The sequence below is a fragment of the Synechococcus sp. R55.8 genome (assembly GCF_047461895.1).
Lineage (GTDB): Bacteria > Cyanobacteriota > Cyanobacteriia > Thermostichales > Thermostichaceae > Thermostichus.
In genome coordinates, this window is sequence record NZ_JANSIB010000100.1 from 1 (window position 1) to 11,572 (window position 11,572).

Sequence of the window (11,572 nt, forward strand, 5' to 3'; positions counted from 1 at the left end):
GGGGGTTGCCCCTCTCGCCGACGGTCTATATTGAACTAGTTCGGGATCCGAAGAGGACGTCATTAGCGGTGCGGAGCACAATCAAGTGTCGATGGGGAAGGATAGCTCTGATAGGTTTCTTGGCAGCATTCCTCGCTCCTGCCCCTGCCATCTCTTTGCCTGCCTTCCCACCTCCTCCTGAGAAGACCTCGGCCCCAAACACCGCTTCCGAGTTCAACTGGCAGGGATCCCTCAAGTTGCTGCGGGGGGATCCCGTAGCTGCCCTGTCAGATCTGGATCGGGCGGTGCAGTTGGATCCCACCTATGCGCCGGCCTATGTAAACCGCAGCTACGTCTACAACCAGTTGCGCCAGCCGGAAGAAGCTCTGGCCGATGCGGAGCGGGCCATTCAGTTGAATGCAGGGATCCCAGAAGCCTACTTCAGCCGCGGGGTGGCCTATCTTCAGTTGGGGGATCGAGAAGCGGCGATGGCCGACTTTCGCCAGGCGTTGGCTCTCTTTTCCAAGAGTGGCAACTTTGCCAACCAGGCCATCCTGCAGCAACTGCTGCGCCAGTTGGGGGTGGATTAGCCTTGAGTCTTTAGAGACTTGCGTTCTCCCAACCACTCTGATAAGGAAACTTCCTGAGCTTGCAGCCCAAAGACCTGACAAAAGGACTTCACCACCACCGGGGCCACTGCCGCCATCGTTACTCGGGGACAAAACTGAACCAGGGATCCCACAGGTCGGCCGGGGATCCCACAGGGCACAATCGCCTCAAAGGCCGACAGATCGGGGCAGACATTCAAGGCAAAGCCATGGTAGGTCACCCAGCGGGAAACCTTGATGCCGATGGCCGCCACTTTGCGCCCCTCCACCCAAACCCCTGTGAGGCCAGGGATCCGCTCCCCCCGCAGGCCAAAGTGGGCCACAGTTTCAATAAGCACCTGCTCCAGTTGGCGCAGGTACCAGTGGAGATCCAGACGGTGGCGCCTGAGGTTGAGGATCGCATAACCAACCCACTGGCCTGGCCCGTGGTAAGTGACTTCGCCGCCGCGCTCTACCCGCAGGATTTCTGGCCCTTGTCCAGAGAGGAATTCTGGGCGGGCAGCTGGGGATCCTATCTGTCCAGCCAAGCTCTTGAGGAACTTGGGATCCGCCCCTGCCCCCAGGGTGTAGACCGGCGGGTGGGTGAGCAGTAGGAGCCCATCTGGCAGCTGCGGATTGCAGATCAGGCGAGCCACCCTGGCTTGCTGCCAAGCCCAAGCGGTGCGATAGGGCACCTCTCCCGCCAGGTGAACCTCCAGAGGCGGAGATCCCAAAGAGCGCTCAAACACCTGCGAGGACATCTCAAAGACGGTTTTGCTGGAGAGCTCGCTGTGCCACCAGAAGATGACCAAAAGACCCCATCCCAGCAACGTCCGCCTAGCCTACCGGCAGGTTGACCTGCGCCCGCAACCGCTCCAACAGGGCCCGCGGCTGCAATAGCCCCTCAATGCGGTCAATCGGCTTCCCATCTTTGAAGAGGATCAGCGTTGGCACCGCTTGAATGCCCCAGCGAGCAGCGATGGTTGGGTACTTTTCGGTGTCAACCTTCACAAAAGTAACCGCATCCCCCACCTGAGGTTTTACCTGCTCCAACACTTGCGCCATAACCTGACAAGGGCCGCACCAGGAAGCATAAAAATCCACCAGGATCGGGGTTTTGGATCCCTGAATCATGTCGTCAAAACTTTTGAATTGCTGTTTGTGCGCCATAGGAAACTCCCAGAGTGTTCTGAAAAGCCTGAGATGAAATCTATTTGTAAGCTAACTGTTTGAGACTAAAAATTAGGTAGGGATCCCGCTACGGCCTGCTTCGGTTTCCCGGTAGGATGGCTAGGGTTTGGGAGAAGAGCTAGAGCGTACCTGTAGTCTAGGGTGTTGTGGTGGACAAAGGGGCAGACTTTAGCAGGGTTTAAGGACTTGGAGGAGTGGGATCCCGATGGCAACAAGCAGCAGCATGGTGAATCGTGGCGTGTTGGCCACAGTGCTGGCCGGGGTAGGACTCAGCCTATGGGGGGCTTGGCGTTGGCTGTGGGATCCCTGGGGCTGGGCTCAGGTAGTGGCCGGGTTGCTGCTGAGTTTGGGCAGCTTGCTCTACTGGCTCAAGACCCGCCCCGCCGATCACCTGGTGGTGGAGCCCCAAGGCTGGCGCATCAGCCGCCACACCCCCGAGCACTGGGTCATTCAAGCGGAGTTTGTGGCTCGCAACCTCAACCCCCTTTTGGAAGTCACCTTGGCCCAGGTGGAGCCGCGACTGCATTTGCTCAGCGCCGGATCCCCAGAAGGCATTCACACCCGCCTACGCCTGCGCTCTCGCCATCCGGATCTTCCCCCCCGCCAAGACAACTACTGGCAGGCCTACATCATCACCCCCCAGAACCAGACTGGCCTAGAGGTTGAGATCGAGCTGAAGGGGGAAGGGCTGGCCCATTTGCGCTCTGCCTGGCTGGAGTTGGACTACATCCAGTACGGGCGGCAGCGGCGCACCCTCAAGACCAGCCATCTCATCCTGCCGTTGCAGGAGGTGGAGCCCTTGCCAGAGCTGAACTGGCAGCAGCAGGGATCCCTCCTTTGGGCCGCCGTTCCCACCCATCTGCTGACCCCCAGCGATGACTTGGCCGAGGTGCTACGGCGGTATGTAGGCCCTCACATCCAGCCCGGCGATATGGTGGCCATCTCGGAAAGCGCCGTGGCTATTGTCCAGGGCAACTTCCGCCATCCCCTGCAGGTGCAGCCCGGCTGGCTGGCCCACACCCTGTGCTACTTCTTCCCCTCCAAGACCAGTCTTTCAAGCTGCTACGGGATGCAGACTTTGATCGACTGCTCCGGGGCCTGGCGGGTGGTGTGGGCTTTTGTGGTGGGATCCCTGGCCAAACTGCTGGGGATCCCGGGGGTCTTTTATGCCCTGGCGGGGGAGCAGGCCGATCTCATCGACGACGTTACTGGCACCCTGCCTCCCTATGACCAGTTCATCGTGCTGGGGCCGCGGGATCCGGCCAAGTTGGTGGGGGATCTGCATCGGCAGACGGGCTACGAAGTGGCCATCGTGGATGCCAACGATCTGGGGCAGGTCAAGATCCTGGCAGCCAGCCCCGGCGTAGAGCGGGAGCTGGTGGAGCAAGCCCTGGGCAAGAACCCCGCCGGCAATGCCGCTGAACAAACCCCCCTTGTGCTGATCAGGAAGATGACACCTGACTGAGGCTCTGCTGGGATCCGAGGGCTTGCATCGCCTGGTGAGTGGAGAGGAAGAAGCGCTCAGCGCCCACTTTCTCCACAAACCCAGCCTTTTGGAGGCGATCCATTACCGGCCCCTTCACCTCGGCCATGGCAAAGCCCACCCCTGCCTGCTGCAAACGTTCCACCAGCTGGGTCAGCACTTCCAAAGCGCTGCCGTCGATGAAGTTGATGGCGCTGGCAACGAGCAGCACCTGCTCCACTGTGGGTCGCGCCGCCACCTCTCGCAGCAGATACTCCTGCAAGTAGGCTGCGTTGGCAAAAAACAGGCTCTCGTCCACCCGCACTGCCAAGATACGGGGATCGGTAATCACCTCATGGCGCTGCACGTTGCGGTAGTGCTCCGTACCGGGCACCTGACCCACGATGGCAATGTGAGGACGGCTAGCCCGCCAAAGAAAGAGCAGGATGGAGACTAACACCCCTATTCCGATCCCCTGCTCCACTCCGATCCCCAGCACACTGGCAAAGGTTACCAACCAAACCAGGGCATCGCCACGGTCGTAGCGCCAGCTTTGCAGCAGGGGGTGAAAATCCACCAGGGCCAGCACCGCCACCAGAACAATGGCCGCCAGGGTGGTCTGGGGCAAGAAGGTGAACAGGGGCATCAGCCAGATGACCGTCAAAGCCACCAACAGGCCGGTGATTAGGGAGGCCAGGCCACTGTTGGCGCCTGCTTGAAAGTTCACCACCGACCGGCTGATGCCTCCCGTTACCGGATAGCCGCCACTGCAGGCTGCTGCCAAGTTGGCTGCCCCCAAAGCCACCAGATCTTGGTTGGGATCCACCTTCTGCCGCCGCTGGCTGGCCAAGGACTGCCCCACGGCATAGCTCTCCGTGAAGCCCACCAAGCTAATGGCCAAGGCGGTGGGCAGAAGCGCTGTCCACTGTCCCCAGCTCAACGAGGGAAAGCCCAAGGGGGGCAACCCGGAAGGAATGGAGCCAACAACAGATACCCCTGCCCTCTCCGAGAGGTTTAGGCCCCAGACCAACAGGCTGGTCACGAGCACAGCCGCTAGCGGTGCCCCCTTGGTCAAAATCAAGGCCCAACCTGGAGGCACACCCCAACGCCGCAGTTGGTGGGGCAACTTTCGCTGAGCGTACACCAGCAGGGATACGGCCAGCAGCCCCAAGCCAAAGGTTACCCAGTTTACCTTATCCAGGCTTTGCCACAGCCGCTGCACCAACAGCAAGAAGGACTCCGTATTGGCGATCTTGACCCCCAGGAGGTGGCGGAGCTGGCTGAAGCCGATGATCAAGGCCGCCGCGCTGCCAAAGGCAGTCACCACCGTGTGGCTTAAGAAATTGGCCAAAAACCCCAGCCGCAACAACCCCATCGCCCCTTGAATCAAACCCACTTCCAAGGCCAGGCCTAAAGCCAACTGCCCGTACTCTGGGCTGCCCGGCAAGGACTCCGTCCCGCTGACGCGACCGGCCAGGGGCTCTAACCCCGCCGCCACCAAAAGAGAAATGATGGCCACTGGCCCTACCGCCAAGGCGCGGCTGGATCCCAGTAGTCCATAGACGATCACCGGCAAAATACTGGCGTACAGGCCCACTTGGGGGGGCAACCCGGCCAACAGGGCATAGGCCATGCTCTGGGGCACCAACAGAATGGCCACCACAAGGCCGGCGATCAGATCTCCCGGCAAATCTGATCGTTGATAGTGGAAGACCCAAAGGGACTCCTTAGCAAAGGGCAGGTACCGCGCCAGGATCCCTTGCCCCCCAGAGGAAGTAGAAGGGATCCCACTCATAGCGCCTGACCTCGGTTCCAGGGCATGCGAGCCAAGAGCAGAGCCATGCCACAGGTGTTGGTTACACCCGCAAACACCAGCCCAGCGCCCACAAAGCCACTCAGCAGCAGCCACCAGGGGTTGACAAAGGCCCCCAGAAGGGTTCCGGTGAGCACCAGGGATCCCGCCGCAATCTGCACCTGCCGCATGATGGAGATGGGAGCATTTTGGGTGCGGGTAACGGGCAGCTTGGCCGCTTTCCAAGCCTCGATCCCGCCCTTAAGGCTAATGACCTCCGGCCAACCGCGGTCTAGCAACTGGCAACTGGCCCGGATGGAGCGGCTGCCCATGCGGCAGTGCAACACCACCGGCTTCTCTGGCGTGGAAGCAGGCACTTTGGCCGGGTCAAAGGTAGATAGGGGCATGTTGATGGCCCCCGGGATCCGCTCATCGGCATATTCTCCCGGCTCCCGCACATCAATGAGCTGGACTCGCCCCTGATCCAGCCACTGTTTTAAGGTCAGGGCATCGATCTCCTTGAGACGGGGATCCCGTTCTTGCGAAGCGGAAGGGATAGGGTTTTGTTGGGTTACGGTCATGGTTGTCTCCTTGCTTCTAGCGTTGTCTAAAATGCAAAATGCAGCGATTTTTGGGATTAATCCCCCTCCTCAAGCAAATGACTGGGCTCACCGGGGTAAAACCGGCTATCCAGGATTTGCTCTGAGGAATAAGGGCAGGTTTTGGGGAAAATCTTTCTGGGCAGCTTGGTCTCCTCCAGGGCCAGCTTCAGCGCCCCCAAGTAAGACTTGGAGATGGCCTCTGGCAAATAGGGCTTGAGACTTGGGCTTTCTTCAAGAAGCTCCAGAACTTCCTGCCGCTGCAGCTGGAGGGTGAGGAGCCAGCTTGCGGATCTCCCCTCTGGCTGGTACTCCCACTTGAGGAGATGCCCAACCAAAACTGCAAGTCGGTTTCGCAGTTCCTGCCGCTGTTGCCTGCCCAACGATTCAATCTCCTCGACTAAATTGGGCAGATCCAGCTTCTCCCAGGCCCGATCCCGCAGAAATTGAGCTTGTTGCTGGATCCAAGCGTAGAAATCGCTCTCATAGAGACTTTCTCGATCCACGCTCAAACTCTCCATTTCTGGCAAGCCAATTGAGAGAAGGTTACCCAGAGCAGCGGGCCCTCACCATCGGAGTTTCACATGGGCTCCCCAGCCGGCGGGGGCTTACCCTGCACCTCGCTGCCCAGAAGGAATTAAACCGCTGCTGCCACTTGGCCGCACTGCTCGTTGGCCGGCACCGCTTCCTGGATCTTCTTCGGCTGGGGCAGGTTGAGGCTGTTCATCAGGGCAATGAAGCTCTCACGGGAACGCAGGTTGCCCGTTTCCGGATCCACAAAGCGCGGGTTCCAGCGCTTCTCCTCGCCAATGGTGGAGACGGTGTGCCCGCGATAGTCGTGGCCAGGATAGACCAGCGTCTCATCGGGCAGCGTAAACAAGTGCTGGGTAACATGGTCGTACATCAGGCCGGGATCCCCGCTTTGGAAATCCGTGCGCCCACAGCCGCGGATCAGCAGGGCATCTCCGGTAAGGACGCGATCCCCATTCACGCGGTAGGTCATGTGGCTGTCGGTGTGGCCCAGGGTAGCGATGGCTTCAATGACGACGGATCCCACTTGCAGCGTTTCCCCGTGACCGATGAAACGATCTGCACATTGAGCCTTGGCCTGTACTGGCACCACCCCTTGGCAACCGGTCAGTTCCCGCAGCTTCCCGGTTCCCGTGATGTGATCCGCGTGAACGTGGGTTTCCAGGCAGTACTTCAAGGTTAGACCCAATTCCCGAATCAGCTTCAAATCCCGCTCCACCTGCTCCAGCACTGGATCCACCAGGGCGGCCTCGCGAGTTGTCGGATCCGCGATTAAATAGGTGTAGGTGCTTGTTTCTGCGTCGAACAGTTGGCGAAATAGCATAGTGCCCTCCTGTCTGGTATCGAAAGCCCGACGTGAACTTGGACTTTCTAGGAACACTATATAACTATCTAGTGTTAAAATCAAGTTGCATGGACGGCGCAAGCAGGTTTGTTGATGGGAGAAAGCCGGTGAGCAGAGCGGATGTGAATGAGTGTCGCACGATCCTGACGCCGCAGGTTCTCAACAGCGTGGCGGAGTACTTCAAGGTTTTGGCGGAACCCAGCCGGCTGCAGATCCTGTGTGAGCTGCGCTCTGGGCCGAAGAATGTAACCCAGATTCTGGAAGCCACCGGCATGGGCCAGGCCAATGTTTCCAAGCACCTGAAAATCTTGGCGCAGGCAGGGATCGTCAGCCGTCAGCCCAAGGGGGTGAGTGTTTATTACCAAATTGCGGATCCCATGTGCTTTGAGCTGTGCGAAGTGGTATGTCGGCAGTTGGTGAGTCGGCTACAACAGCAAGCCCGCCAACTGGAGCCGCTGGCAGCCATTCACCCAGGTCAATCGAGCTGAGGCGAAAATGGTTCTCAAACGGGTTGGGGTTGTCGGGAGCACCTGATGATTAGTCCAGCCCCAGCCGCTGACGAAAGTAAGGGATGGTCTGTTGCAGCCCAACCTGCAAAGGGATCCGAGGTTCCCACCCCAAGAGGGCGCGGGCTTTGCCAATATCCGGCTGCCGTTGTCTGGGATCGTCCGTCGGCAGAGGCCGGTAAACGATGGGAGAAGGGCTGCCGGTGAGGGCGAGCACCTGCTGGGCCAGCTCCAGGATGGTGAACTCCTCTGGGTTGCCCAAGTTAAAGGGTCCGGGGTAGGGGCTGTTCATCAGCCGGATCAAGCCCTCTACCAAGTCGGAGATGTAGCAAAAGCTGCGGGTCTGGGATCCATCCCCATAGACCGTCAGGGGATCCCCGCGCAGGGCCTGGACGATAAAGTTGCTCACCACGCGGCCATCGTCCTCCCGCATGGCAGGGCCGTAGGTGTTGAAGATGCGGGCTACCCGGATCTCCGTCTGGTATTGCCGCTGCCAGTCGAAGGTGAGGGTTTCTGCCAAGCGCTTGGATTCGTCGTAGCAGGCCCGCGGGCCAATGGGGTTGACGTGGCCCCAGTAGTCTTCCGGTTGGGGATGCACTTGGGGATCCCCGTACACTTCTGAAGTCGAGGCCAGCAGGAACCTCGCTCCCGTTTTCTGGGCCAGTTGCAGCAGGTGATAGGTGCCCCAGACGCTGGTGCGGATGGTGCGGATGGGATCCGCTTGGTAGTGGGGGGGAGAAGCGGGGCAGGCCAGGTGGTAGATCTGCTGGATCCCGGCCTCTGCCAAAGCGGGCGGCAGGGGCTCGGCAACGTCGTGCCAAATGAACTGAAAGGCTGGGTTGTCTAGATGAGCTTGGACATTCAGCTGCCAGCCTGTGGAGCCATTGTCCAGGCAAATGACCCAGTGGCCTTCTTGCAGAAGGCGGGTTACCAAGTGGGATCCGATAAATCCCAGGCCACCCGTAACCAGGATCTTCATGATTTCCCCTGATTTCCCCAGCACCTACCAGCCCACTCCAATGAGGGTTATGCCCGCCTGCCGCACCGCCTCCCGATCCAGACAGTTACGGCCATCGATGAGCAAGGGCCGCCGCATCAGCTCTGCAATCCGTCGGTAATCCAGCGACAAAAACTCCGGCCACTCCGTCACCAACACCAGGGCATCGCAGTCCTGGGCCAGCCGGAACACATCCGTTTCCACCACCACATGGGCTAGCCCCTCCCGCATCCCCGAGGCGGATACAATTGGATCATATGCCTTGACCTTGGCCCCCAGACGGTGGAGTTGTTCGATCAAAGTCAGGGAAGGGGCATCCCGCAGGTCGTCGGTGTGGGGTTTAAACGTCAGACCCAGTAGGCCAATGGTTTTTCCCTTGAGCACCTTGAGGGCCTGCTGCAGCTTTTCCACCAGGCGCTGCCGCTGTTCTCGGTTAACCTCCACCGTGGCCCGCAACAGCTTGGCCTCATAGCCATAGTCAGCAGCGGTTTGAATGAGAGCCGCCAGATCTTTGGGGAAGCAGCTTCCGCCCCACCCTATGCCGGCGTTGAGAAAGGCGCGGCCAATGCGCCTATCTAGGCCGATCCCTTCTGCCACCTGGGTGATGTCGGCGCCGGTGCGCTCGCAGATGTTGGCCATTTCGTTGATGAAGCTAATCTTGGTGGCCAGGAAGGCGTTGGCGGCATACTTGATCATTTCGGCAGAAGCCAGGTCGGTCACCAGCAAAGGCACGGGATCCCCTTGCAGGCCCTGCTGGCGGTTGAGGATGGGTTCATACAGCTGCCGCATGATTTCAATGGCGCGGGGGCTGTTAGAGCCAATCACAATGCGATCCGGGTAGAAGGTATCTTGGATGGCACTGCCCTCCCGTAGGAACTCGGGGTTGCTCACCACGTCAAACTGCGGCGTCCAAGGCGAGAGCTCCAAGGTCAGGGATCTGGCCTCAGGATCCCTCCCCACTTCTCGGCTGCTCAGCCGCTGCTTGGCGGCTTCGGCGGCCCCGTCCAAAATGAGCATGCGCACCCAGTCCCCAGAGCCAATGGGCACAGTGGATTTGTTGACAATGACCCGATAGTGCTCGTCCAGATGCTGGCCAATTTCCCGCGCCACTGCTTCCACGTAGCGCAGATCGGGATCCCCGCTGGGCAGGGCCGGGGTGCCCACGGCAATAAACACCACCTCGCTGGCCTGGATCCCAGAGCCCAGATCGGTGCTAAAGTGCAGCCGACCCGCCGCAGTTCCCTCCCGCACCAGCTCTTCCAGGCCGGGCTCGTAGATGGGCAGGCGACCCCGCTGCAGCCCTTCAATCTTGGCGGGGTTGTTGTCCACACAGATAACGCTATTTCCTAGGTGAGCCAGGCAAGCCCCTGTTACCAGGCCCACATAGCCAGCGCCTACCACAGCAACGTGCATACTCAGAGTTCGCTCCCCAATCGGCGGCCACTTGACTAAGCCTTAGCAGCTTGCTTTTAGGGTACCCTCCCTTACCCCTATTGAGGTCGGTGACAGAATAAAGCAGGATATCTGTGGATCCCCGCCCGAGCTGCAGTGAGCTTTCTGGATTCTGCTGCCATAGCCAGCCGCCGTCAGCGCCAAGTGCAGAGGGTGCTGTACGTCACGCTAGGGCTAAATGTCCTGGTGTTTCTGATCAAGTTAATCCTGGGGCTGACGACGGGATCCCTAAGCCTCATTGCCGATGCCCTACACAGCTCCACCGACAGCGCCAGCAACATTTTGGGCTTGGTGGCCATGCGCTTTTCTTCGCCAGAGCCCGATGACGACCATCCCTACGGCCATCGCAAGTTTGAAGCCATTGGAGCGCTGGGGATCGCCGCCTTTTTGGGGATGGCCAGCCTGGAGATCCTGCGCACAGCCGTGGAGCGGTTTTGGGAGCCCCAGCCCCACCTGCAGATCGATGAGCTGACCTTGGGGATGATGGTGGGCGTGCTGGGCATTAATGTCTTTATCACCCTCTACGAGCACCGCTGGGGCAAAGCTCTGTCCAGCTCGCTGCTGTTGGCCGATGCGCGCCATACCCTCAGCGACGTTGGGGTAACGCTGACGGTGTTGCTGGGGTTGGCCGGCATGCATTACTGGGGGATCCCTTGGCTGGATCAAGCCCTGGCTTTGCCGGTGGCGCTGCTGGTGCTCCGAAGCGGCTGGGAAGTGCTGCAGGAGAATCTTCCCTACCTCACCGACCGGGTGGCGATCCCCTCTGAGGTCCTGCGGGATCTGATCCTGAGCGTGCCAGGCGTGCTCGACTGCCATGACATCACTTCCCGCGGGATCCCAGGGGAAATGGTCTTTATCGAGATGCACCTGGTGGTGGAGCCACAGGACATTGAGTCCGCCCACCGCCTCACTGAGGAAGTCGAACACCTCCTGCAAGGGCGCTACGGGCCGGCGCGGATCCTCATCCACCTGGAGCCCCGCTCCCATATCGAACAACCCTAGCGAGAGCTTGCCACCTGCCAACAGATGACCCAGCCAAGGCTCAGGGATCCCGATGTTTCCAAAAGAACACCAAAACGGTATCAACGCCTCTGCGAGCGTCCCTCAAAATCTCGGAAAAGCCCATTCTTTCGTCGGATCCCTCGACGCCTTGTGCCACAAGGCTTTCCGGCCCCAAAACCCCCTCGCCGAAACTCTTTTTGCCCCCTTTTTTCCGGATCCCTCGCAAACGGGTCTTGCATCCCTTGCCCTGCTTGGCTTTAATAGGGGTGGAGTTCCCCCTTCGGGGGGATCCCTAGAAATTGGAAACTCCAGCCTGTTTCTCCAATGATCCAGCCGGAGTCGCAGTAGTGTTCCCCCTTCGGGGGGATCCCTAGAAATTGGAAACTAATGAAGACTAGATGTTGACGAGGACTTTCACCTCGTGTTCCCCCTTCGGGGGGATCCCTAGAAATTGGAAACTTCTGCCCCTTCCAACTCAGGAGGGCAGTTTTCGATAGGGAGTTCCCCCTTCGGGGGGATCCCTAGAAATTGGAAACTTTGGTTTGTCGGCGAAAGACTCCCCTAGGACCTCTACTAGTTCCCCCTTCGGGGGGATCCCTAGAAATTGGAAACTCTTGGATAGAAGCAGTT

The 11,572-nt window shown here is 59.7% G+C and carries 12 protein-coding genes and 1 CRISPR repeat array; of the genes, 4 read left to right on the plus strand and 8 right to left on the minus strand.

What is annotated here, in order from left to right; translation table 11 throughout:
• The first annotated feature begins 119 nt into the window (after nucleotides 1-119).
• The gene (locus NW829_RS10190; RefSeq protein ID WP_414417011.1) at nucleotides 120-569 is read left to right on the plus strand and encodes a tetratricopeptide repeat protein; all 450 of its coding nucleotides are present in this window, start codon (nucleotides 120-122) and stop codon (nucleotides 567-569) included.
• Here the strand turns inward: NW829_RS10190 and lipB are convergent.
• On the minus strand, nucleotides 566-1,327 hold the full coding sequence (gene lipB, locus NW829_RS10195; protein WP_414417018.1) for a lipoyl(octanoyl) transferase LipB: 762 nt from the start codon (nucleotides 1,325-1,327) through the stop codon (nucleotides 566-568). The genes NW829_RS10190 and lipB overlap by 4 nt on opposite strands.
• Before the next feature lie 76 nt (nucleotides 1,328-1,403).
• A complete protein-coding gene (gene trxA, locus NW829_RS10200) occupies nucleotides 1,404-1,736 on the minus strand; it encodes a thioredoxin (protein ID WP_414417012.1) in 333 nt (110 codons plus the stop codon).
• A 226-nt stretch (nucleotides 1,737-1,962) separates the two neighbouring features.
• On the opposite strand from trxA, the gene NW829_RS10205 reads away from it, so the two are divergent.
• Nucleotides 1,963-3,222 (plus strand): hypothetical protein, encoded by a 1,260-nt coding sequence (locus NW829_RS10205; RefSeq protein ID WP_414413099.1) that lies wholly within the window; start codon nucleotides 1,963-1,965, stop codon nucleotides 3,220-3,222.
• On the opposite strand, the gene NW829_RS10210 is transcribed toward NW829_RS10205, so the two are convergent.
• The 4 genes from NW829_RS10210 to NW829_RS10225 form a co-directional block, all read right to left on the minus strand.
• Nucleotides 3,200-5,014 (minus strand): SulP family inorganic anion transporter, encoded by a 1,815-nt coding sequence (locus NW829_RS10210; protein WP_414417013.1) that lies wholly within the window; start codon nucleotides 5,012-5,014, stop codon nucleotides 3,200-3,202. The genes NW829_RS10205 and NW829_RS10210 overlap by 23 nt on opposite strands.
• On the minus strand, nucleotides 5,011-5,592 hold the full coding sequence (locus NW829_RS10215; protein ID WP_414417014.1) for a rhodanese-like domain-containing protein: 582 nt from the start codon (nucleotides 5,590-5,592) through the stop codon (nucleotides 5,011-5,013). Before NW829_RS10215 ends, NW829_RS10210 begins: the two co-directional genes overlap by 4 nt.
• Before the next feature lie 56 nt (nucleotides 5,593-5,648).
• Nucleotides 5,649-6,116 carry a DUF29 domain-containing protein gene (locus NW829_RS10220; RefSeq protein WP_414355907.1) on the minus strand — a complete coding sequence of 156 codons (468 nt, stop codon included), beginning with the start codon at nucleotides 6,114-6,116 and terminating at the stop codon, nucleotides 5,649-5,651.
• Between the two features lie 131 nt (nucleotides 6,117-6,247).
• Nucleotides 6,248-6,964 (minus strand): MBL fold metallo-hydrolase, encoded by a 717-nt coding sequence (locus NW829_RS10225; RefSeq protein ID WP_414413400.1) that lies wholly within the window; start codon nucleotides 6,962-6,964, stop codon nucleotides 6,248-6,250.
• A 128-nt stretch (nucleotides 6,965-7,092) separates the two neighbouring features.
• On the opposite strand from NW829_RS10225, the gene NW829_RS10230 reads away from it, so the two are divergent.
• The gene (locus NW829_RS10230) at nucleotides 7,093-7,473 is read left to right on the plus strand and encodes an ArsR/SmtB family transcription factor (RefSeq protein WP_414373502.1); all 381 of its coding nucleotides are present in this window, start codon (nucleotides 7,093-7,095) and stop codon (nucleotides 7,471-7,473) included.
• A gap of 49 nt (nucleotides 7,474-7,522) precedes the next feature.
• On the opposite strand, the gene NW829_RS10235 is transcribed toward NW829_RS10230, so the two are convergent.
• Entirely contained in the window at nucleotides 7,523-8,470 is a 948-nt protein-coding gene (locus NW829_RS10235) for a UDP-glucuronic acid decarboxylase family protein (RefSeq protein ID WP_414417015.1), read from the minus strand.
• A gap of 24 nt (nucleotides 8,471-8,494) precedes the next feature.
• Nucleotides 8,495-9,901 (minus strand): UDP-glucose dehydrogenase family protein, encoded by a 1,407-nt coding sequence (locus NW829_RS10240; RefSeq protein ID WP_414417016.1) that lies wholly within the window; start codon nucleotides 9,899-9,901, stop codon nucleotides 8,495-8,497.
• Nucleotides 9,902-10,036: 135 nt separating this feature from the next.
• Here NW829_RS10240 and NW829_RS10245 point away from each other — a divergent pair, with 135 nt between their 5' ends.
• Nucleotides 10,037-10,942 carry a cation diffusion facilitator family transporter gene (locus tag NW829_RS10245; RefSeq protein ID WP_414417017.1) on the plus strand — a complete coding sequence of 302 codons (906 nt, stop codon included), beginning with the start codon at nucleotides 10,037-10,039 and terminating at the stop codon, nucleotides 10,940-10,942.
• Between the two features lie 271 nt (nucleotides 10,943-11,213).
• Nucleotides 11,214-11,555: a CRISPR direct-repeat array (repeat unit 37 nt; unit sequence GTTCCCCCTTCGGGGGGATCCCTAGAAATTGGAAACT).
• Nucleotides 11,556-11,572: the final 17 nt, after the last annotated feature.